The organism is Shouchella sp. JSM 1781072, from assembly GCF_041949915.1.
Lineage (GTDB): Bacteria > Bacillota > Bacilli > Bacillales > Bacillaceae_D > Shouchella.
The window spans coordinates 709,903-730,681 of record NZ_JBHFQE010000002.1; the positions used below are offsets into that span (position 1 = coordinate 709,903).

The 20,779-nt window shown below is 36.2% G+C and carries 26 protein-coding genes; 12 read left to right on the forward strand and 14 right to left on the reverse strand.

Features of this window, described 5'->3' with window-relative positions:
* Positions 1-5: 5 nt before the first annotated feature.
* Positions 6-908: a permease gene (locus ACE1TH_RS13190; protein WP_255224416.1), complete on the reverse strand. Its 903-nt coding sequence runs from the start codon at positions 906-908 to the stop codon at positions 6-8.
* A gap of 252 nt (positions 909-1,160) precedes the next feature.
* On the opposite strand from ACE1TH_RS13190, the gene ACE1TH_RS13195 reads away from it, so the two are divergent.
* Entirely contained in the window at positions 1,161-1,457 is a 297-nt protein-coding gene (locus ACE1TH_RS13195; protein ID WP_255224415.1) for a carboxymuconolactone decarboxylase family protein, read from the forward strand.
* A 10-nt stretch (positions 1,458-1,467) separates the two neighbouring features.
* Positions 1,468-2,685 carry an ATP-grasp domain-containing protein gene (locus tag ACE1TH_RS13200; protein ID WP_255224414.1) on the forward strand — a complete coding sequence of 406 codons (1,218 nt, stop codon included), beginning with the start codon at positions 1,468-1,470 and terminating at the stop codon, positions 2,683-2,685.
* Between the two features lie 18 nt (positions 2,686-2,703).
* Here ACE1TH_RS13200 and ACE1TH_RS13205 read toward each other — a convergent pair whose 3' ends face one another.
* The gene (locus ACE1TH_RS13205) at positions 2,704-3,954 is read right to left on the reverse strand and encodes a helix-turn-helix domain-containing protein (protein ID WP_255224413.1); all 1,251 of its coding nucleotides are present in this window, start codon (positions 3,952-3,954) and stop codon (positions 2,704-2,706) included.
* Between the two features lie 239 nt (positions 3,955-4,193).
* On the opposite strand from ACE1TH_RS13205, the gene arsL reads away from it, so the two are divergent.
* The 4 genes from arsL to vcpD are packed head-to-tail and all read left to right on the forward strand — an operon-like array spanning position 4,194 to position 7,686.
* A complete protein-coding gene (gene arsL / locus ACE1TH_RS13210; protein ID WP_255224412.1) occupies positions 4,194-5,468 on the forward strand; it encodes an arsinothricin biosynthesis radical SAM protein ArsL in 1,275 nt (424 codons plus the stop codon).
* Positions 5,462-6,187, forward strand: a complete 726-nt coding sequence (locus tag ACE1TH_RS13215) for an MIP/aquaporin family protein (protein ID WP_255224411.1) — start codon at positions 5,462-5,464, stop codon at positions 6,185-6,187. The genes arsL and ACE1TH_RS13215 overlap by 7 nt, the downstream gene beginning before the upstream one ends.
* A gap of 12 nt (positions 6,188-6,199) precedes the next feature.
* Positions 6,200-7,306 carry a GTP-binding protein gene (locus tag ACE1TH_RS13220; RefSeq protein ID WP_255224410.1) on the forward strand — a complete coding sequence of 369 codons (1,107 nt, stop codon included), beginning with the start codon at positions 6,200-6,202 and terminating at the stop codon, positions 7,304-7,306.
* An 11-nt stretch (positions 7,307-7,317) separates the two neighbouring features.
* Positions 7,318-7,686, forward strand: a complete 369-nt coding sequence (vcpD, locus tag ACE1TH_RS13225) for an ArsD-related vicinal cysteine protein VcpD (RefSeq protein WP_255224409.1) — start codon at positions 7,318-7,320, stop codon at positions 7,684-7,686.
* Positions 7,687-7,715: 29 nt separating this feature from the next.
* Here vcpD and ACE1TH_RS13230 read toward each other — a convergent pair whose 3' ends face one another.
* From ACE1TH_RS13230 to ACE1TH_RS13250, 5 genes are all read right to left on the reverse strand, one after another.
* A complete protein-coding gene (locus ACE1TH_RS13230) occupies positions 7,716-8,150 on the reverse strand; it encodes a MarR family winged helix-turn-helix transcriptional regulator (RefSeq protein WP_255225330.1) in 435 nt (144 codons plus the stop codon).
* A gap of 81 nt (positions 8,151-8,231) precedes the next feature.
* Positions 8,232-8,720: an arsinothricin resistance N-acetyltransferase ArsN1 family A gene (locus ACE1TH_RS13235; protein ID WP_369682422.1), complete on the reverse strand. Its 489-nt coding sequence runs from the start codon at positions 8,718-8,720 to the stop codon at positions 8,232-8,234.
* Positions 8,721-8,794: 74 nt separating this feature from the next.
* A complete protein-coding gene (gene arsC, locus ACE1TH_RS13240) occupies positions 8,795-9,211 on the reverse strand; it encodes an arsenate reductase (thioredoxin) (protein ID WP_255224408.1) in 417 nt (138 codons plus the stop codon).
* A 12-nt stretch (positions 9,212-9,223) separates the two neighbouring features.
* Entirely contained in the window at positions 9,224-10,519 is a 1,296-nt protein-coding gene (locus tag ACE1TH_RS13245; protein WP_255224407.1) for an arsenic transporter, read from the reverse strand.
* 16 nt (positions 10,520-10,535) lie between these two features.
* Positions 10,536-10,877 (reverse strand): ArsR/SmtB family transcription factor, encoded by a 342-nt coding sequence (locus ACE1TH_RS13250; RefSeq protein WP_255224406.1) that lies wholly within the window; start codon positions 10,875-10,877, stop codon positions 10,536-10,538.
* A 251-nt stretch (positions 10,878-11,128) separates the two neighbouring features.
* Here ACE1TH_RS13250 and ACE1TH_RS13255 point away from each other — a divergent pair, with 251 nt between their 5' ends.
* The gene (locus ACE1TH_RS13255) at positions 11,129-11,290 is read left to right on the forward strand and encodes a hypothetical protein (protein ID WP_375079211.1); all 162 of its coding nucleotides are present in this window, start codon (positions 11,129-11,131) and stop codon (positions 11,288-11,290) included.
* A 332-nt stretch (positions 11,291-11,622) separates the two neighbouring features.
* Complete coding sequence (locus tag ACE1TH_RS13260; protein WP_255224405.1) at positions 11,623-11,934, forward strand: hypothetical protein; 312 nt, start codon at positions 11,623-11,625, stop codon at positions 11,932-11,934.
* A gap of 610 nt (positions 11,935-12,544) precedes the next feature.
* Here the strand turns inward: ACE1TH_RS13260 and ACE1TH_RS13265 are convergent.
* A complete protein-coding gene (locus ACE1TH_RS13265) occupies positions 12,545-13,279 on the reverse strand; it encodes a peptidoglycan amidohydrolase family protein (protein ID WP_255224404.1) in 735 nt (244 codons plus the stop codon).
* A gap of 584 nt (positions 13,280-13,863) precedes the next feature.
* Here ACE1TH_RS13265 and ACE1TH_RS13270 point away from each other — a divergent pair.
* The 3 genes from ACE1TH_RS13270 (at position 13,864) to ACE1TH_RS13280 (ending at position 16,472) form a co-directional block, all read left to right on the forward strand.
* Positions 13,864-14,946, forward strand: a complete 1,083-nt coding sequence (locus ACE1TH_RS13270) for a Rap family tetratricopeptide repeat protein (protein WP_255224403.1) — start codon at positions 13,864-13,866, stop codon at positions 14,944-14,946.
* Positions 14,943-15,083: a hypothetical protein gene (locus tag ACE1TH_RS13275; RefSeq protein WP_255224402.1), complete on the forward strand. Its 141-nt coding sequence runs from the start codon at positions 14,943-14,945 to the stop codon at positions 15,081-15,083. The genes ACE1TH_RS13270 and ACE1TH_RS13275 overlap by 4 nt, the downstream gene beginning before the upstream one ends.
* An 888-nt stretch (positions 15,084-15,971) precedes the next feature.
* Entirely contained in the window at positions 15,972-16,472 is a 501-nt protein-coding gene (locus tag ACE1TH_RS13280; RefSeq protein ID WP_375079212.1) for a DinB family protein, read from the forward strand.
* 47 nt (positions 16,473-16,519) lie between these two features.
* Here the strand turns inward: ACE1TH_RS13280 and ACE1TH_RS13285 are convergent, their stop codons facing one another.
* On the reverse strand, positions 16,520-18,262 hold the full coding sequence (locus ACE1TH_RS13285) for an ABC transporter ATP-binding protein (protein WP_375079213.1): 1,743 nt from the start codon (positions 18,260-18,262) through the stop codon (positions 16,520-16,522).
* Positions 18,243-19,028: a MerR family transcriptional regulator gene (locus ACE1TH_RS13290; RefSeq protein ID WP_375079214.1), complete on the reverse strand. Its 786-nt coding sequence runs from the start codon at positions 19,026-19,028 to the stop codon at positions 18,243-18,245. Before ACE1TH_RS13290 ends, ACE1TH_RS13285 begins: the two co-directional genes overlap by 20 nt.
* A gap of 137 nt (positions 19,029-19,165) precedes the next feature.
* Here ACE1TH_RS13290 and ACE1TH_RS13295 point away from each other — a divergent pair, with 137 nt between their 5' ends.
* The gene (locus ACE1TH_RS13295; protein ID WP_375079215.1) at positions 19,166-19,570 is read left to right on the forward strand and encodes a GNAT family N-acetyltransferase; all 405 of its coding nucleotides are present in this window, start codon (positions 19,166-19,168) and stop codon (positions 19,568-19,570) included.
* Between the two features lie 2 nt (positions 19,571-19,572).
* Here ACE1TH_RS13295 and ACE1TH_RS13300 read toward each other — a convergent pair whose 3' ends face one another.
* From ACE1TH_RS13300 to ACE1TH_RS13315, 4 genes are read right to left on the reverse strand one after another with little or no spacing between them, the layout of a single operon-like run.
* Positions 19,573-20,079 (reverse strand): GNAT family N-acetyltransferase, encoded by a 507-nt coding sequence (locus ACE1TH_RS13300; RefSeq protein WP_375079216.1) that lies wholly within the window; start codon positions 20,077-20,079, stop codon positions 19,573-19,575.
* 11 nt (positions 20,080-20,090) lie between these two features.
* Complete coding sequence (locus tag ACE1TH_RS13305; RefSeq protein ID WP_375079217.1) at positions 20,091-20,360, reverse strand: type 1 glutamine amidotransferase family protein; 270 nt, start codon at positions 20,358-20,360, stop codon at positions 20,091-20,093.
* A gap of 2 nt (positions 20,361-20,362) precedes the next feature.
* Complete coding sequence (locus ACE1TH_RS13310) at positions 20,363-20,521, reverse strand: type 1 glutamine amidotransferase family protein (RefSeq protein ID WP_375079218.1); 159 nt, start codon at positions 20,519-20,521, stop codon at positions 20,363-20,365.
* A complete protein-coding gene (locus ACE1TH_RS13315; RefSeq protein ID WP_375079219.1) occupies positions 20,514-20,726 on the reverse strand; it encodes a hypothetical protein in 213 nt (70 codons plus the stop codon). Before ACE1TH_RS13315 ends, ACE1TH_RS13310 begins: the two co-directional genes overlap by 8 nt.
* Between the last annotated feature and the right edge of the window lie 53 nt (positions 20,727-20,779).

Sequence of the window (20,779 nt, forward strand, 5' to 3'; positions counted from 1 at the left end):
CTCCTTTAAAAATTTAAGATTAGAAAGAGATACCCGGAAAATGAAGCAACTAAGAATACAGATACGACGAAAGCTGCAACAAGTTTTGTTTTAAAAATGCTCTTTAACATAACAATTTCAGGTAAGCTCGCTCCCGCGCCACCAATTAAAAGAGCCATCGTTGGTGCAATTGGAAATCCTTGAACTAAAAGCGCTTGAGCAATTGGCAACATTGTTGAAAGACGAATATATAAAGGTACGCCGATAATGGCCGCTAAAGGAATAATCCACCATTGGTTCTGATCGGCTATAAAGCTAATTAGTGACATTGGGATAGCTTCTTTAATAATTGCACCGATTAAGGCACCGATTAAAATGTAGACTAAAACCGTCTTCATTAGTGAAAGGGTTTCCCTGACTGATTCTTTAATATTTAATTTTAAATTCTTTCGTCTTGCTCTGTCTTGTTCCGGTAATGAACCTTGTACAGCTACTTTTTTAATATATTTTTCAAAGTTATATTTATCGAGCAGCCAAGAAATAATCATTGAGAATATTAACGTGGAGATCGTATAAATAATTGTTACATTCACCCCATATATGTAAGCCATTAAACCCAAAATCCATGGATCCAATAATGGAGAGGTGAAAAGAAAAGTCATACTGGCTTGAAAAGGCACTTTTTTATTAATCATTGTGACTAAGAAAGGAAAAGTGGAACAAGAGCAAAATGGTGTTACGAAACCCAAGAATGCACCAGCCAGATTCCCGATAATTGGATTTTTGCTCGCCATCCACTTGTTAAGCTTATCAAACGGTACGTATGCTTGAATAAAGTTGATAAATAAAGTAATTCCAATAAATAAGACCAATAAATTTTTACTTAATGACAAGAACTCTAAAAAAATATCTCTTAAAACATCTGACAAGTGCGTACACCCCTTAAATTGCAAAATGCAAATATGTTTTATGTTTTTTTTTCCTTTTAAACAGAATAAAAAGGATTATCAACATTTATCTTTCGTAAATTAATTGTAATATGCAACTAAATAATTGTCAATATTTATTTGAATTGACTAATTAATCATTCGATTATACAATTTCATTATTAACCAAACTAACTTTATTAGTTTAATTAACAAAATGACCACATATGTTAATTTATTTTAGGGGGATTAAAGATGTTACATTTTAATAGTGAGCTTAATGAAATTTTTGACCAATTTTCCGCAAAATCGATTGAAGGCGGGACATTAAGTGACAGAGAGAAAGTCATTAGCATTTATATTGCTGGTTTGTTGACGAAATCGAACGCAACTATCAAAAATGCTATGATGCAGGCCAAGCAGTTGGGCGTCACAAATGAGGAATTAGGACAATTGAATGCAATAGCAATTATCGTTAATGCAACTAGTTTAAAACCTGATTTAAATACTTCTTCAAGCAATAACGACAATTTGTCGTCTTGTTGTCAGTAAGGATGCATTCATGGCTAATAATCAGTACGTTATAACCATAAGTCCTAATCAGAACGAGTTATCGATCATAAAGGCCAAAGGGTATAAAATCATTCTATTAAAGACCAATCTTTCTTTTGATGAGGTGATGTCTGTTGACGTACCCATTGAGATGAATATTAATGACGAGGAGTTGGTTTTAAAAAGATGTTTGGAACTAAATGAAAAGTACAACATTGCAGCCGTCTTTTCGCTCAACGAATATCGTGTTGTGTTGAGCTCGAAAGTCGCGACTGCGTTAAATTTAAACCATCATTTAGAGCCATCAGCTGCTTTGCTTTGTCAAAGTAAGAATAAACTACGTCAACATTTAAATGACCGCAATATTTCCTATGTGCATTATGAGAGCATTTGCATTAAGGGCGATTCATGTGCATTGAGTATTAAACACATCAATTTCCCCCTTGTCATAAAGCCCTCTAATGATTCCGGTAGCAAAAATATATTTTTTTGTACAGATGAGAAAAGCGTTAGTGAAGCAATATATAAACTAAAAGAAGTGAAATATAATCATGTAGGTCAAGAAATAGAGAAAGAGATCTTAGTTGAAGAGTTTTTAGAAGGACCTGAGTTTAGTGTGGAAAGTTATACAATAGACAGTGAAACTAGAATTGTTGGGATTACCAAAAAAGAAATCTCAAACTATCCTTATGCATTTGAAGTGGGGCACCAATTCCCTGCTACTCTTGGAAAGGATGATTCAACTTCTATTGAAGACTTGGTCTCCATCACTCTTGAAGCTATAGGCTTTAACAATGGTATAGCACATACTGAGGTAAAGCTCACTGAAAAGGGACCAAAAATAATAGAAGTAAATGCACGACCAGGTGGCGACAGGATTATGGATTTAGTTCAGCATGTTCATCACATTGATTTAAAACAGCTTGCTTTTGAAATAAACCTAGGTACGAGTAGTCTACCTTGCCTTCACAAACAGAAAGAAGGTAAAAAGTCTGCTTCAATTCATTTTTTTTACGCAGAAGATGACGGAATTGCTTCGTTTCAAGAAGTGGTTACTAATCAACAGATATTAGAGTCTAAATGGTATATTCAAAATAAAACACCTGTTAAAAAAACTACAACTAATTTCAACAGGTTAGGGTATGTAATTGTAGAAGGTAACTTGGACAACACTCTTACGATTAAACAAGCTTATAACTTACACATAGAAACCCCCTCTTTAGTATAAAAGACGGGGTTTCTTTATCTAATTTGATTTTCTATAATAATCAGCTGCCACTTTATAATCATTCTGTTCAAAATAAGCATTTCCAATTTTAAACATGATCTTTTTAAAATGTTCATGATCTGATGTTTTGAAGTATCTTCCAGCTTCTAGATAGAACTTAACTGCTTCTTTAATATTTACCTCGCTATATACATCTCCCAGTATTTCAGTAGCTTGTGCTTTAAACCTATTTTCATCTTTCATTGTTTTAACCAACTTACAATGTTTTATAGCAAGATCTCGATTGTTTTGATGCAAGTATGATTTTGCGAGTTCAACATGCGTATTCATAATGTTAATCTCTTGGCTGTCATCGTAAAGTTTTATTGCGCTTTTTAATAACAACTGGGCATGATAATAATTTTTCTGATACATGTTCAAGATGCCATAGTTCGTATAAACTTTTGCTTCACTTTGGCTAGCTCCCTCAAATTTATAAAATTGAATTGCTTGCTCATAGGAATTTTTAGCATCTTCTAATCTTCCAATTTCCATGTAACAAATTCCTAATGCCATAGCAATATCACCAGCTTTATAAAAGAGCCGTAATTGTTTGTTTAAGTCCTGTGTCTCTTCTAAAAAATTAATTGCCGAGTAATACTCCTTTAATCTACCATGTAGAACACCCAAGTTACTTAACAAAGAAATTTGCGTCGTTTCATTGACGTTTGTTGTTAAAATTAATTTATAGCCTTCGTAAAGCTTAGTCAAAGCAATGTCATTTTTACCTATTTTCCCATATGCGTTGCCTAAAGAATCGTAAGAACGGACTCTTTCTGAACAATACTCTCTTTTATCTTCAATATACTCAAGGCTTTTTAAAAAGAAGGGGATGGAATGAGTATAATCCCCTTTTAACTCAAAGTATTTGCCATGAATCCAATTGAGTATGCCTTTGTCGAAGTCTGTAAGAAACTCTTCGTTCAAATAATCTCTTGAGTTAACTAATTTATTAATTTTGCTCAGGTTATCCTCAAGAGCTCCTCTTTCCGCTAGTCGGATTTCTTTTTTAATATCCGCTAATAGTAAGTCTCTGTTTTCCGAAGACTTATAAAAATCATTGATGTCACAACCTAATCTTTTACTAAGTTCGTCTAATACATCGTAAGAAGGATTAACAGTTCCTTTTTCAATTTGGCTTAAATAACTGCGGTTTACGAGACCCTCCGCTAAATCTTTTTGTGTAAGCTTCTTTTCTAGTCTTAATTCTTTCAAACGTTGGCCTAACATTTATATCACCTCAATATTAACAATTATAACATTTGTTAATATATTTTTGTTTATGTTAATTAAGTTATTGACTATTTAAATTCTAACGATTATTATACGTATATGGAATTGTCATAAAATTAACAAGGATGTGATCTTTTGAAAAATCAGATTGGTTATTTTCTAATTATGTCATTAATTGTATTAACCACAGTTAGAATGGACCCTATATGGCCTTAATAAAAAGGAGGTAAGAACACTTGAAAATTCTATTAGTTTCCAGCTTTGAAGGTGGTTTTCAGCCTAGCACTATTGCTACAGCTGCTACTCCCCTCATAAAAGACGGACATGACGTGCAAGTTCTTGACACGTATGTTGAAGGGATTGTTGAAAGTAAATTCGAAGGTAAAGATTTAATTGCCATTTCAATTCCGTTATTTGATGCCGTTCATGCCGGTGTGGAATTGTCAAAAAAAGCAGCTGAGATTAACCCTACTGCACACGTAACATTCTTTGGACAGCATGCCACTATTAACGCTCGTAGATTCACAGGGAAATATAGTCATTCTTCAGTAACCGGTGAATGGGAAAAACCACTACGCCTTTTAGCACAACATCTTGAAGGTAACTACGAGGGGGATATTCCTGGATTAGTTACAGCTGAACATATTATTAATGAGACGCATATTGCTCCATGTATGGATCGAAAAAGTTTTGATCTACCTTCTAGATCCATTCTACCAAGTTTACACAAGTATCCACAGAAACAAATTAATCACCTTTTAGGGTCAGACCAAGTAGTAGGTTCTACCGAAATTGCACGCGGTTGCCATCACAGATGCTTGTATTGTTCCGTATTTGCCGCTTACGGTGGAAAGGTTCTATTAATACCAGAAGATATTGTTATTAACGATGTGCGAAATCTTGTTGAAGATGGGATGACTCATTTAACATTTGTAGATGCTGATTTCTTTAATGCAAAATATCACGGTATTAAGATTATAAGAGCATTAAATAAGGAATTCCCGAATCTTACTTATGATTTTACAACAAGGGTTGACCATATCTTAGAGAATAAAGAAACATTAGTAGAATTAAGGAATTTAGGTGTTAAATTTATTACTTCAGCGCTGGAATTCCCTTCAGAACAGGTGTTAGACGAAGTCGCAAAAGAAACTTCCGTAACAGACATAGAAGACGCTATTTGGTACCTAAAAGACATTGGCATAAAACTAAACCCTACTTTTATAATGTTTAATCCATGGACGTCATTAGACGATTTAACCCACTTTAGATCATTCGTTGATAAAAATGATTTAAATCAATACATAGATCCAATACAATATGAAACGAGACTTTACTTATACAAGGGTTCTCCACTATTAAATCAACAAAGTATAAAGAATCTAGACCTTACAGAACACGAATTTCACTTTGATTGGAAACATCCGAATCAAGAAGTTGATGAACTCTATTATGAGATGTTAACACCAGCAGAAGAAGGCATCTTTAAAAGGTGTTGTCTTAAATGTTAAAACAGGAAAGGGAAAATTTAAGCCTTTCTTCTCCAACGGAGTTAAAGACCGTACCAACAATTTCAAAAGCACCTACAATTGCAAACAAATTAACGGCAGAATTTCTAGGAAGTTTTTGTCTTGTGTTTATCGGAACAGGAGCTATCATCGTAAATACCATGACAGGTGATTTAACACATTTTGGAGTTGCGATTAGTTTCGGTTTGGTCGTTTTAGCCATGATTTACTCCTTTGGCCATGTTTCCGGTGCACATTTTAATCCAGCTGTAACGATTGCTTTTCTTTATTTAAAAGAAATAACGAAATTTGAAGCCGCTTTATACATATTGGTGCAAATGAGTGCTGCGGCCGTTTCAAGCATTTTTCTATTCTTTATTTTCGGAAATATTGGAAGTTTAGGTTCCACGACACCTTCGGGCACTTGGCAACAAAGCTTTGTTTTGGAGCTTATTTTAACGACCATATTAATGTTGGTCATACTAACTTCTGCTGTTCATAAAAAAGCCAACAAATCAATAGCTGGAATCGCCATTGGAAGTACGGTAGCAATCGGTGCAATGTTTGGTGGACCAATAAGCGGAGCATCCATGAATCCTGCTAGATCGTTTGGGCCAGCCATTATTTCAGGCACAACTGAATTTCTTTGGATTTATCTTACAGCCACCGTCATAGGTGCCATCATCGCATGCTTTTTTTATAAGATATTATCTACAAAATAGGAGGAAGACGATATGACAGCAAAGCTCGTCCTTTTAGGAGGCTTTCTAGGAGCAGGTAAAACAACAACGCTTATTAATACTGCTAGGAAATTAGAACAATCTGGCCACGTTGTTGGAATTGTAACGAACGACCAAGGGAAAGAATTAATTGATACGGAGTTGGCCAAGTCTAGCGGCCTGGAACCAAAGGAAATTACCGGGGGTTGCTTCTGTTGTAAATTTGATGATCTCTATGCAAATATGAATGAGTTAATGGAAGAGAAAAAGCCAGATTTTATTATTGCTGAAGCTGTAGGAAGCTGTACAGACTTAATAGCAACAGTGATACAACCTCTTAAACAATACTATTCTAAAGAATTTAAGACAGCGCCTTTAACGATCGTTGTGGATCCCGAAAGACTTTTGGGAGATTTGGAATTAAGTAATGATGAGACACCAAATTTCTCTCAATCAGTTGATTATATCTTTGAAAAACAACTAGCAGAAGCAGACATCATCGCAGTAAATAAGAGCGACATTCACTCACCAGAGGTTATTGCTAAGGTTAAAAAGTATCTACAAAACCGATATCCTCAGACAGTTATTCAAGAGATCTCGGCTTCTGCTGATCATAATTTAGATGAACTCATTTCAATTTGGAAAACTTCAGATGTTGGTGGCGATAAAGTCTTAGACATTGATTACGACATTTATGCTGCAGGAGAAGCAAAATTGGCATGGATGAATATTCTAGGTGACATTCACGCATCTACATCTATAGATCCTTATGTATGGGTTCAAACGTTTCTAGACAAATTAAGTGCGCACATTGAAAGAGAAAACATGCCAATTGCACATCTTAAAGTACATGCAGGCTTAGAAAACAATGGTTTCGTGAAGGCAAGTCTTGTTAAAACTGGAGCAGCAGCTACATATACTGTTGAAAATGCTCAATCTGCAACATTTATTCGATTGGTACTAAACATTAGAATTGAGACTGAACCAGATAAATTAAACCTCATTGTTCAAGATTCAATAGAGTCTACGAACGAAAAAGTGGGCACGACTTGGAACGGTACTTATCACGAATGCTTTAGCCCGCTACCACCTGAGCCGATCCACCGTCTACAAAAAGTTTAGGAGTGTTGTAATTGAATAAGCTCGGTTTGATTGAAATTTTCCCTAGAGTCAATGCAAGTACTTCAGAATGCGATCCCATGAGTGGAGAAGAATGTTGTGATGAGTTAGTTACCGTTAATGAAGGGGATGCTTTAAAAGAACAGTTGGTCAGTTATTACAATGATAACTTAGATGTTCTTGTCTATGATTACAGCGTTCCTATGGATAGAATAATGGCTCAAAAAAAATTAAAACCGCTCTTAGCAGAAGTAGGGTACAGCAGTATTAAAGGAGACCATATCTTGCAATACGCTACTCCAGCAATTGTAGTGAATGGTAAACTCCTTTCATTTGCGACGGAGCCAAATATTGATGACGTGATTGGAAAACTAATAAGCTAAGAAAAAGACACCGGATTACGGTGTCTTTTTTAACAACAGCTATTTGTTTTTGCCATTGCTTTATTTAGTATCTCCATTGAATTAATCACAGTTTGTGCTTCAAACTCACTCATATTAGAAAAAATGTCCTTTATATATTCGTTCATCTCTTCATCAATAGATTTTACTAACTTATTACCTTCCTCAGTTAAGGATAAGATGAAGATGCGCTTATCATCTGGGTTTGGTGTTTTTAGCAATAGTCCCTGTTGAATGAGTTTTTGAATCTGTCTGCTAAATGTTGTTGCATCGATTCCTAGACTTTCCGATATTAGTTGCATAGAAGGTGTATGATTTCGGGAGACTTCATATAAGATATGGCTATGAATGACTGAAACAGAAATCCCCTCTGAACTGCAACAATTCTTATTTAAAAGGCCGAATCTCCTTGTGGTAACCTGAAATAATTCTCTTAAATCTTGAATTGAATTTTCCATAAAAAATCACCTCTACTCTTTTATAGCTCAATTAATTGTATAATGCAACTATTTTCGTTTGTCATTGCGTTAAAGAATCTTTTCCATTATCATAACGTCTACATATTTACCGTCTAAATACCCTTGGTCTTTATAAACCCCCACTTCTCTATATCCCATACTTTTGTACAGATTTTGGCCAGTTGAATTAAAAGGGAATGTATTTAATATGATTTTTCTTATGAGTGTTCTAGAACGTTTTTCAATATCTTGCATTAACAATTTTCCGTACCCCTTGCCTCGATACTCTCGGCCTATGTAGATCGATAAAGTGGCCACTTCGTCGTAGACACTACGAGTAGAATAAGGATTTAAAGACGCCCATCCAATTACATTTTCTTTGTTTGTTAAAATGATAAGTGGGTGCCTTTTACATCGTTCATAAAAATAATCCTGTATAAAAGAAAAATCTTTTACTTCTGTTTCTAATGTGGCTATTCTATCAATTATTCCTTCATTATATATATCTAAAATTCTGTTTAGATCTTTAGGTTCGGCCGAACGGATCGTAGTAAACAAGATGATTTCTCCTTTATAAAGAATATATCACTGCAAAAAACACAGAATCCCTTTGGGAAACTGTGTTCTTTAGATTATTTTCCTGTCTCTTTAAATTCTCTTATTCTTGAGCCAATCTCATCACGCACTCGTTGGAAAAATGCCCATTTCTCTTCCTCATTTCCCACTGCTTTCGCAGGATCGTCAAAACCCCAATGTTCTCGTTTAACATGTGGAGGAGTCATTGGACATTTGTCTGCTGCGTCCCCACATAAAGTCACAACTAAATCAGCGCTATTTAGGATTTCACTGTCAATAACGTCAGAAGTTTGATTTGTAATATCAATATCTACTTCACCCATTGCTTTTACTGCATTGGGATTAAGCCCGTGAGCTTCTATTCCAGCACTATATACACTCCAAGCATCACTTAAATAGTGTTTTGCCCATCCTTCTGCCATTTGCGAACGACATGAATTACCTGTACATAAAAAATAAATTGTCTTTTTCATTTTATTTCTCCTTTAATAAATTAATAATAACCACATATAGAGTCCAAGTAGTGTAATAAACAAAACAGGAAGAGTTATGATAATACCTGTCTTGAAATACGTTCCCCACGAAATTTTTACACCTTTTTTTGATAAAACGTGTAGCCATAGAAGAGTAGCTAGAGAACCAATTGGAGTAATCTTCGGTCCCAAATCAGCTCCAATAACATTTGCGTAAATTAAGGCTTCTTTTGTCAGTCCCGTTGTTCCTGATTCCGCAATGGCAATGGCATTAATTAATACTGTTGGCATGTTATTCATAATTGAGGATAGAATTGCGGCAATAAAACCCATTCCCATAGTTGCGGCAAACAATCCTTTATCGGCAACCATAAAGGTTGCATCTGCTAGTACATCTGTTAATCCAACATTACGAAGTCCATAAACAACGACATACATTCCTATGGAAAAAAACACAATGTTCCATGGTGCGTCCTTTAGTACCACCTTCGTATTTACAGCCCGACTTCTTCTCGAGATCAGTAAGAAGATAATTGCAATTGAGCCTGCAACAAAAGATACTGGCACTTCTATAAACTCGCTTACCAAATAACCAAAAAATAGCAGTCCTAAAACGATCCAAGAAATACGGAACATTTTTGGATCTTTAATTGCAAGTTCCGGTTGTTTCAACTCAGAGTAATCGTAACGTCTAGGTATGCTTTTTCTAAAATAAAGGAGCAGCACAATAATGCTTGCGATTAGAGCAAAGAAGTTTGGCACGATCATTCGAGTCGCGTACTCAATAAAACCAATACCGAAGAAATCAGCAGATACAATATTAACTAAGTTACTGACGACAAGTGGAAGCGACGTTGTATCTGCAATGAAGCCACTTGCTATAATGAATGGAAAAACCATTTTCTCATTGAAATTTAATGAACGTACCATCGCTAATACAATTGGAGTTAATATGAGAGCGGCACCGTCATTGGCAAAAAAAGCAGCAACTACTGATCCAAGCAAACAAACATAAATAAACATTAAAACAGCGTTCCCTTTTGCCACTCTGGCCATATGCAAAGCCGACCATTCGAAAAAGCCTATTTCGTCAAGAATGAGCGAAATAATAATAACAGCAATGAATGTAAGCGTAGCGTTCCAGACAATATCTGTTACTTCAAGCACATCTGTAAAACTGACAACACCAAGCAAAAGAGCCAGAACAGCACCAGCACAGGCAGACCAACCAATGTTCAAATTCCTGGGTTGCCATATGACAAAAATTAAAGTCACAATAAAAATTGATGCTGCTAAAAAAACTTCCATTAGTAAAAATTCCTCCCTAGCACTTCGCAAGCCCTTCTCTGTCTAAAGCTTGAAGGTAGCGTTCATCCTGATCGTCGCTGTGTTCAAGCAAATCTTGAATGATGGGGTAGTATGAAGATCTCTCGTTTAGTGAAAAATATCTCCACTGTTCTTTCCTTTCTTCAATAAGTAAGCCTTGCTCTTTCAGCTTCCGTAAATGTTGACTGACAGCAGGTTGACTTATGCTTAACATCTCAACAAATTCACATACACAGAAAGCCCTTTTCGTTAAAAGCTTTAGCATTAAAAATCGATTTGGATCAGCTACAACCTTTAGACAAGAAGAAATATCCTTTAGGCTTAATTTTTCTTTTATCATTTGTTCACGCCCCTATTCAAAACACATTATATAAGCAATATTTAATATAAGTCAATGGTTATGTAATGTGTATGTTTCTTCCTAAATTCAACATCACTATTGCATTATGTTTGTTATAAGTACACCTAAAACAAACATTATACAATAGTTATCAGACGATGTGATCATATTGCGAGTTGAAAACCTCGACCTGTATCTATTTCTAAATAAGTGTGGGAAAAGGGAGTAACGAGGAGGAATGTCCTATCTTTATGCTCGTAAGAGTAATTAATGGTAAGTCTCAAATGCTTACCGATTCTGGAACAACTGACGTGAAACTCTTCCACACATTTAATGAAGCGAACATTCTAGCTTTAAAGTTGAACAGTCAGCTTTTGAAAGATCGTCTTCAATGGAAAGTTCAACCCATCTAATCTGAACGGTACATCTTTCTTATTTCGAGATTATATTAAGGTATCCAAACGGATGCCTTATTTTTTTTACCGCCCAGTTTGAACACTTTAAAAGTTACACATCACAAGATTCCTTTTAGAAATTTTTCTTTTTTCCTAAAACATAAATAATTAAATTAAATTTCTTAAAAAATGTGTTTATTATGTAATAAAATGGGTTAACCATATTATAGAAAACGATGAAAATATTGGACTTTTAACACCTTTAGAAATATTTAAACTACATAGTTAAGTTCAAACAAAATACGTTCCCATTTAACTTTGTATAAATAGCAATATGAGGAGGAAATTTAATGAAAAAGACATTCGCAACATTATTTATGGCACTGATTGTAACAATTGGAGCGGCTGCTCCGAGTGTATCAGCTTCTGAACCAGTACTTAATGATGAACCTGAATTTACTACCCAAGCATTTGGAACAGCAACTGCTTTATTTGCAGGAGGAATTATTACAGGATTTGTAGTAGATGGAATAACTTTAAGCGTAACAGACTTTTCAGCTGGTGAGTGGGCTTCAATTGGTATTGATTACATCGCTTGTACTGACGCAAGCAATAATTTTGAAATTAACCCCGAAACAAACGAATGGCGTTGTAACGATTAATTAAAATTAAAAATTAATATCGCTATTTATACATAGTATTTGGGATACATATAGCGATAACAAAGAGAGGTCATGTATGAAGAAAAAGTACATCATTTACTTTTTTGTAACTGTAATTGGAGTTCTAATTGGTATTGCTCTATCAAGATTTGTTTTTTACTAAATAGCAATTATACAATTTTCAGAGCATCATATTGCATGATGCTCTATTTAATTTACAGCCTGAGACAGCAGAATATTAAATCAAAAAAATTAGACTTCCCACATTAATTATGTCTTTTGTTTGAGTGGTATAAAGACCCAATAACTAAAAGAATGGCTCCTAATACAAAGAGTATTACAGGCGATAAAAAGCTCAACATTATTAAAAACATGTTATCAGTACTTACTCCTGAAATATGTAAGGACATTGCTGACCCTGGTATAGCTACTAAAAAACATATCCCAATTTTGATTACCAAATTGAAGTCACTTAAACGAAATACGATAATTATGAAAAATAAGGTTAGTAAAAGAGAAGATGCGATCCCAATAAACAAAACTAATCACCTCATTTTTCTTTCTATAATATCAAAAAGGTTATGAAAAGTTCCATAACCTTTTTTCTTAATTAAAAAGAAGTTGTATTATACGGTACTGATGGTTTACTGTAGAATGATGCTTCAAGAGCATAAGGAACAATAACACCAGCAGTCGGTTGCCTTACCACACTTGATCCCGCTCCATACCAATAGCTTTGCCATACAATTTTTGAGCAATAAGAAGGGTTTGTTTTTGCTAATTCTGTATTGATCTTATAAGTAGGTTGTTTGTTCTTAATATAATAATTATTGGTCACCCATACATTTGCTTTAGAACGATTTGCTTCTGATGGACGTAAAACCTTTGTTTTTGGGTACTTAGATTTCCATTGTGACCATGTATCATTTTTAATTCCAGCAGCTTTGCTTTGAAAATGAATTATATGCAAATTGTCTCTGAAAATTCCAGCGTGACCCGCTACTCCTGAAGCGCTAGTACTACTTGTAACCACAATATCTCCTTTTTTAGGAACATATTGAGCATTTATAGACATTTGCTCTTCTGCTTCTTCTTCTGTTAGTTTTTCACCTATGAAATCTTCTTCAGTAATTTGATCTGGATTAAAAAACAATTTTTTTGCTTCTTCATAAGGCACTGACTCATCGAGAATTTCTTCTTCTATTAATGTTTCATAATCCTCAATAGTTAATTCGCCAACATCCAAATGTTCTTCTTCAGCACTAGCTTGATTTCCAAATAAAATCGCCCCAAAGAAAACAAATAGTAAAGACATTAATAAAATAATTTTAGAACTTTTCCCCATTATTATTGCTCCTCTTCAGATTTTGAAGGAAAAGAATGTAATTCGTGGATAGTAGTGTCATTATCTCCAACAAATTCATTATATCATGTACTCAGGAAAACAATTCTAAAGTTTTTCTAAAGTTTTTACGATTATCATCGATGATAAATGCTACCCTATGACTAGAAATAATTTCACCTAAACTATGGCTAGATTAATTATTAAAATACGTTAATGTTTTTTCTAATTGTACGATTTGATAATACCTATATCATACAACTAACAATTATTTAAATTACATTATTCTCCTTTAGCTTAGCTAACCGTGTCCCTAACTTCCTGTTTTGATCGATTCATATGCTAGCTCAAAATCGTTATGGTCACTTCTTTACCCATTATTTTACGATTTCGTATGATTTGAAGCATTTTCCTTTCGAAATCCGTAAGCATCGCCATCGTATCCCTCCTATATTCTTTAATGTAATAAGGTACGTGAAATTAAAAGGTAATTAATGACTTGGGAAATACCCTTAATATGTATCTATTTCATGTCGAATAAACGTATAATTGGACTATTAACCATTAAATTGAAAAGAGGGGTTTAGTTGGCGAATCAGTTAGCACCTGAAAAAGTAGGTGGAAAAATTGTCCAGTGGCATAGTTGCCTTATTGCTAAAGACATTGAATCAGCTAAAGAAGCACGTGAACAAACTATCCTAGCCATCGACAAGATGAAACCCGACGACAAAATGCTTGCATATTATCAATTGATCTCATTTAAGCACAATTTGCTTGTCTCGTATCCAAACGGAGAAAAAGCAGAAGCACCACTATTAAACTCGATTGAGATTGAAAGAGACGACTATCTCAACTATATGTATTATTACGTTTCAGGTCAAAATGAATATTTAGACCAGCGTTACAAGTCTGCGATACGAACGTACAAAATTGCTGAACGATTGCTTGATAAGGTAAATGATAAAGCGGAGAAAGCAGACTTCTATCAAAAACTTGGTATGAGTTATTACAAAATCAACCAATACACATTTGCCATTTCATACATAGAACAAGCACTAGAAATATTTGAAAAGGATTCCCTTTATAGAAAGAACGAAATTACCTGTAAACTAGCACTTGCTATCATTTCAAGTGAAATGGAATTATTTGAAACAGCAAATGCACTTTACAAAGAGCTATTTGAGATAACTAAGCCATTCCCTTATGAGCAGGCATTAACTCATCACAATCACGGCATTTATCAAATTGTGCGAGAACAGTTCGTCGATGCAATTCAAAATTTTAAATTGGCACTAGATGTACCTGAATTTTCTCAATCTATAACAGCTCTCAAAACCACTTACCACATTTACCACTTGCAATTGAAGATGGAAACCTACTCGCATGGACTTGATGAATTAGAAGCTAAAATAAAGAAGCAGAAACTGCCTGAATATATCGCTCGTTGCAAAGTCAGTCGTGGACTTTATATGGAAAATAATATGTCGCTTGTTAAGGCTGGTTTAGATATACTTGAATCCAATGAATTTTACTTTGAGTATGCAGAAATGTGCGATGAAATATCGCAATATTTCGAGTCTAAAGGAGATTTACCACGCTCTCTCGAATATTCAAAGAGAGCAAGACATATGGGTAAAAAACAAACTTTTATAGGAGTGAATCAATCATGAAGAAATGGTCTTACGCTCTTTTAGCAACTGCCCTTATTACAATTATCACAATCAGCTCTACAGGAGGAAAAGGCGACTTTGAACAAGCTGGACCGAAAGGCGATGTTGAACAAGCTCGGAGTACAATCAATCTTTAATCTTAAATTATTCATGTTACAATAGGTGTAACGAATTGTTTAACGCTTAAATGGAGCCTTTTTGACGGCTCTTTTTTGTGTGTAACTCACTGTTAATAGGGTTTACACTACAAGTTTCCCGGTAACCTATCGTAAGTATTTCAATGCAACTGCTCAACACACAAATGGGGTTTGTGTGTCCAGAGTGTCATACACAAAAACAACCGACTGATCATCGGTTATTTGTTTTGTCATATAAATAATTAAATTGGGCATAAAATAAAAGAGGGAACTTGTACACTCCCTCATTTTAAGGCGAGAATCGCTTGCTTGATGTTGCCTTTCCCCTTTAGTAACTCCGGCCCGAAACCGTGATGTTCTATGGTTAAGCAGACCCTTATCACAACAACGATCAATGAGCTATCTGGTAGCCTTAGAACCAGTTTTTAATGATTCTAAATGCAATTGAGATGAAGGAAGCAATCCGACCGACTGCAATCAACTTCTCTCGATTGCTTTTTTTATTTTGCTTTCTCTCTTACGTCTTTCAACGCGGCTCAATCGGGGATTATTTGATTCTACCATCGTCCTATACACGACTCTCTTCTTACATAGTATTAAACGCCCGCTCATTCGAGAAGGCGTTTTTTACCAACTTACATTACATCGACGACTACCTAATAAGTCACAAGAAACATTGCCAACAGGACGTAGCTTATAACCAAATAAGTACGTCCTTTTCGCTTTTAATTACGTCGAATAGCTGGACACCTAAAATGGCAAGAAAAAGCGAATCACATTCTTTCCCATTTTAAAAGAACAGGAATTTACATGTTTATACCGAAAACGTTTACATAGGCGGACGTTTTCCATGCCTCACCCATCTGACAGGAAAAGGAGATTTATTTTATGACAAACGTGAAAGCACAAGATGTTCGTCAGCAGTTGTTACACGAATTGGATCACTTATCAGAAGAACAGTTAAATATTCGTATGGAGCCACATTGGACAATTGGTGAAGTCTGTGACCATCTCATTAAAATGGATCATCAAATTTTATTAACTTTACAGTATGCACTCACCAAAAATATTGAAGAGGTTGTCCCTTCTAAACCTATTGAACGAGCGCTAGATCGTAGCATGAAAATTGAGGCGCCGGACATTGTTGCACCAAATCCTGGTCCGTTTGAAAAAGCTTCATTAATTGACCGTTTGCACCAAGGCAAGCAAAGCCTGGATGAAGAAATTGAAGCGACGAATCAAGAACGGCTTGAGCGATTATCAGCGAAGCATCCGGTATTTAGCCGGCTTTCCTTAAAGCAATGGGTAGAACTACGAACGTATCATGAACAACGGCACATTGAGCAAATTAAAGAGTTAAAGCAAGACCCTCGTTTTCCTTCTAAGTGAAATAACAGCAACCACATTGGATTGTGTGGTTGCTGTTCGTTTCTCTTTTAATTGACTGTGAGCTGTTGCTTCACAAGTTCTTGATATAAGCCGTGGTGCTCGAGCAACTCCTGATGCGTTCCTGAACCTGTTACCCTACCCTCTTCTAAAACAATGAGTTGATGCGCATTTCGAACAGTAGCTAACCGGTGTGCAATAACAAGAGTCGTTCTGCCCGTCATTAACCGTTCTAGTGCCTCTTGCACAAGTTTTTCTGAAGCGCTATCTAAATGTGCCGTTGCTTCGTCTAATAACAAAATTTCCGGATTTCGTATCATTGCTCTAGCAATTGCCAAACGTTGCTTTTGTCCGCCTGATAAACGTACGCCCCGTTCTCCAACTTCCGTTTCTAACTGGTCAGGCAAATCATGTAAGAACGCTTCCAAATTCGCTGAACGTACCGCATCCTCTACCACACTTTGGGGAATATCTTTTAATCCATAGGTTAGATTGCTATAAATGGTACCCGACATAATTGGTGAATCTTGAGAAACATAAGCAATTTTGTTTCGCCACTCTGCTAAAGGAATGGAAACCGTCTCATCACCAAGGTATTGGATTGACCCTTCAGTCGGCATGTAAAATCGCTCAATTAGCGAGAATAGCGTTGTTTTCCCTGCACCACTCGGACCTACAAACGCCGTCATTTCTCCAACTCGAGCTTTAAAAGATACATTTTTCAAGATCAATTTGTCTGCTGAATACTGGAACGACACATGTTTAAACAAAAGCCCGTCGTGCTGCTCTGTATTTGTCGATGTTTGAACAACATCTTCTTCAACGGTCGCTTTTAAAATTGTTTCCATTCGTTCACTTGCACCTAACGCTTTTTGCAATTGTGTGAAGAAGTTAGCCATCTGCGTAAACGGCATGGATATTTGAAATAAATAAAAGATGATGGCTACAAGTGCTCCTGCTGTGAGCGTCCCTGCCGCTACGCGCATTCCGCCATAACCGAAGATGACAACAAGCATGATGAGCATTAAGCTCATCACAATCGGTTGAATCACCGCCATAATTTTTCCTTCACGTAAGCCGTAGCCAAATAAATTGGCCATTCGATTAATGCCGACCTTCTTTTCCTGGTCTTCAGCAAGCGATGCTTTCACAAGACGAATGTCCGAAAGTACCCGCCCTAAATCTCCTTGAAAGGAGGCTGTTTCATCTTGCAAAGAGCGAGACACGCGATACATTCTGCGGCCAAGTGGCATCATAACAAGTAAGGATGCTGGGACGACCGCTAACATCATCAACGTTATTCGCCAATCAAGGACTAGCAAAATGACAATTGAACCAACAATGGAAATAATGCCTGAAATAAATGGAATGAGTTGCATTGTCATAAAGTCTTTAATAATAAGCGTATCATTCGTCATTCGACTCATCATTTCGCCTGACGAATGACGATCAAAGAACGAAACTGGTAGATGTAAGATTCGTTTCCAAGCGGTTTCTCTTAATGAATAGACAACTTTTTGTCCAATATACACCATTGTATAAATCGCTAAACCAGACATAATTAATTGTGCAATAAATACTCCTGCTAATAGTGCGATTGTCGACCACTCAAAGCCGATAACCGTCATTTCATCAATAAAGCCCATCGTCAAAAGTGGTACAACAAGAGCGAGCGCTGTCTCAACGACTACAAGCACTACCGCAAGTATAAGCAATGACCGCTTAGGCAAAAATGGTCGCACCATTGAAACAAACGTTTTGCTACTAATTTGCTTAGGTTGATTCCCCTCCATGTAATTGCTCCTTTTCACCTATTAAATACGCTGTAAGCGCCTCGCTAATAAACAATCCTAGCTCTGCTGGAAAATACCCATTGAATAAATCATAATTCTTTTGATAAAAAGCTTCGTCAATGGCGTTGAGCGCCTGATTTAACATGACTTCTTGCTCTGGATTGTTCCGAACAAATTCTTTGACCAAACGATTTACTCGTTCGCTTTCAGCTGTCTCCCCTTCCTTCATCGCTCTTTTTATCTCATAAAAGAAATGTAGCGCTCTTTGATCATTTTCAAGTTGAAACGCTGGTTCATTCAATTGATCTAACGCTTTAATCGTGGCGAGATCACCAGTAAAATGTTGCTTAAATGCATGAATCTGCTGTTTTTCACGTTTAAACGCATCAAGTAACACAAAGGCTAGAGCATCAAGCTCTGAAGATTGAACGTCCTCTACCTCATATAGACGTTCCACTCTTTCAATCATGCTTAATGTTTCCTCTAGTTCTGCTTGTTTTTTCTTGATTACTTGCTTTTGCAAAACTAGACGCTCTCTTCCGTTCAATTCTTTCTTTTTAAGCATTTCTTTGATCTCTTCAAGCGCCATCCCTAGATGCTTGCACACAGTAATTTGCTGATAAACCTCCCACTCTTTCCGGGTATATACTTTTTGACCTTTTTTATTGGTTCCCTTTGGCGCAAGCAAACCAATTTGGTCATAATAACGTAATGTACGTACTGTGGTACCAACTCGTTTCGCAAATGGACCAATTGTCTCTTCCATGTTAGAACCCTCCATCCGTTTAGTGTATCCTGTTACGTTACGTCACACTCAAGCCATTTTATTTTCTCGTCAATTTGACAAAGGTGAAACCATTTTGTAGGCTAAGAAGACTTATACTTAGGAGGATTAATAAGACAATGAGATCTTTCACGATATGCGAATTCAGCGATACTGATTTTAGCGCGATTCAACGATTAAATCATGCAGAAGGTTGGTTTTATTTAACTGAAAATTCTCATCAAACGAAACGTGCATGGTCCTCATCGATTATTCGTTTTGTGGCAAAAGAAGTCAAAACCCATACAGTCATTGGTTATGTACGTGGTTTAACTGACGGGAACCTTACAACCTATATATGTGAACTACTTGTCGCAAAGCCGTATCAAGGTCACGGGGTGGGAGATGCTCTCATTTCGCACGTTCATTCCTTGTACCCTCACACACGTTTGGATGTTCTCTCACTTGCATCTTCAAAATCCTTTTATGAAAAAATGACATTCAGACCGCTATATGGATTTCGAAAAACATATGACGAATCATGACTCTATACAAACTGAGCCATAATAATATCATCTACATACGTCCCGTCGTCTAGTCGTGCATTACGTTTCAAGCGACCTTCTTCAATAAAACCTAATTTCTTATACAAGTAGATGCCTCGCTCATTGTTCGAAAAAACTTCAAGTGCTATTTTTTCAATCGTAGGCTGCTCTCTTGCCCATTCGATTAACATGTTTATGAGTGTAGAGCCTATTCCTCGACCAGCATACGCTTCTTTAATGCTAATGCCAAGCATTCCTTGATGCGAAAAACGTTTGCTTTGCGAAGGAAGAAAGTTCACAACACCGACGATCTGCTCTTCCAGTGTGGCAACATAAAGGAAGCCATATTGCTGATGTTTTTCAATCCAACTTTTTTCCTGTTCCACCGTCACGTTGAATTCATCGACTCTCGTTCCGTAGAATGTCGGATTTTCTGCGAAGACAGCCCTCGTATGATCGATAATCTGCTGGGCATCTTCTAGTTTCGCTTCTCGATAGTAAATGCTCATTGCGCTCCTCCTCATAATTTATAAAACTTTTCGTCCTTAAGTAGATAAACCCCTTTTCCATCAATACTTTCCATTTTTCCATTTTTAACATACATCCCAGATTGTTCGTCAATTCCATAGTGATCATCATTACTTTCTTTCGCTAAAAGCCGTAAATGTTCCTCTTCCTGCCACTCACTAAAATGTACAGCAATTTTTGTATGTGCTTGTAAGCCTAAACCTTCTTTTACAACCGGACGTTGTTCTCGATTATCTTTTGCTGATAAATAACTTTTTTCCATTGCTATAATGGCTCCGGCAGAGAACCTGCTACCGGAACCCCTTTTTTAAATTGCCGCTGAATTACTTTCCCAATAGGTGTATGAACGATCTCTGCAATATAGTTCTCTGTATCACCGCCACAGATGACAATCCCTCCGCATTTAGCTAGTTGTTCACACACTTTTTTTTGATGGCAACGTCAAGAACGTACAATCTACGCCAACTGAATTCAGCGCTTCAACATAGTTCGTTTTGTATTGATCAATACCAGGTCGATCGATTACGAGCACTACACGTGTCTCATTTTTCATGACCTTTTTAAATAGTCGAATAAATGTCTCTGTAAAAGGCGGTCCACCACCAAATAGAAACAAATGGTTAGCCAAGCGTACTCCTCCTCCATTCGTTTCTTTTAATCATCGCATACTTTTAGGCCTTT

Coding starts and splice junctions, on each gene's coding strand:
- ACE1TH_RS13195 (WP_255224415.1), top strand. CDS start 1,161: ATGTTACATTTTAATAGTGAGCTTAATGAAATTTTTGACCAATTTTCC.
- ACE1TH_RS13200 (WP_255224414.1), top strand. CDS start 1,468: ATGGCTAATAATCAGTACGTTATAACCATAAGTCCTAATCAGAACGAG.
- ACE1TH_RS13205 (WP_255224413.1), bottom strand. CDS start 3,954: ATGTTAGGCCAACGTTTGAAAGAATTAAGACTAGAAAAGAAGCTTACA.
- ACE1TH_RS13215 (WP_255224411.1), top strand. CDS start 5,462: ATGTTAAAACAGGAAAGGGAAAATTTAAGCCTTTCTTCTCCAACGGAG.
- ACE1TH_RS13220 (WP_255224410.1), top strand. CDS start 6,200: ATGACAGCAAAGCTCGTCCTTTTAGGAGGCTTTCTAGGAGCAGGTAAA.
- arsC (WP_255224408.1), bottom strand. CDS start 9,211: ATGAAAAAGACAATTTATTTTTTATGTACAGGTAATTCATGTCGTTCG.
- ACE1TH_RS13245 (WP_255224407.1), bottom strand. CDS start 10,519: ATGGAAGTTTTTTTAGCAGCATCAATTTTTATTGTGACTTTAATTTTT.
- ACE1TH_RS13250 (WP_255224406.1), bottom strand. CDS start 10,877: ATGATAAAAGAAAAATTAAGCCTAAAGGATATTTCTTCTTGTCTAAAG.
- ACE1TH_RS13255 (WP_375079211.1), top strand. CDS start 11,129: ATGCTCGTAAGAGTAATTAATGGTAAGTCTCAAATGCTTACCGATTCT.
- ACE1TH_RS13260 (WP_255224405.1), top strand. CDS start 11,623: ATGAAAAAGACATTCGCAACATTATTTATGGCACTGATTGTAACAATT.
- ACE1TH_RS13265 (WP_255224404.1), bottom strand. CDS start 13,279: ATGGGGAAAAGTTCTAAAATTATTTTATTAATGTCTTTACTATTTGTT.
- ACE1TH_RS13275 (WP_255224402.1), top strand. CDS start 14,943: ATGAAGAAATGGTCTTACGCTCTTTTAGCAACTGCCCTTATTACAATT.
- ACE1TH_RS13280 (WP_375079212.1), top strand. CDS start 15,972: ATGACAAACGTGAAAGCACAAGATGTTCGTCAGCAGTTGTTACACGAA.
- ACE1TH_RS13285 (WP_375079213.1), bottom strand. CDS start 18,262: ATGGAGGGGAATCAACCTAAGCAAATTAGTAGCAAAACGTTTGTTTCA.
- ACE1TH_RS13290 (WP_375079214.1), bottom strand. CDS start 19,028: ATGGAAGAGACAATTGGTCCATTTGCGAAACGAGTTGGTACCACAGTA.
- ACE1TH_RS13295 (WP_375079215.1), top strand. CDS start 19,166: ATGAGATCTTTCACGATATGCGAATTCAGCGATACTGATTTTAGCGCG.
- ACE1TH_RS13300 (WP_375079216.1), bottom strand. CDS start 20,079: ATGAGCATTTACTATCGAGAAGCGAAACTAGAAGATGCCCAGCAGATT.
- ACE1TH_RS13305 (WP_375079217.1), bottom strand. CDS start 20,360: ATGGAAAAAAGTTATTTATCAGCAAAAGATAATCGAGAACAACGTCCG.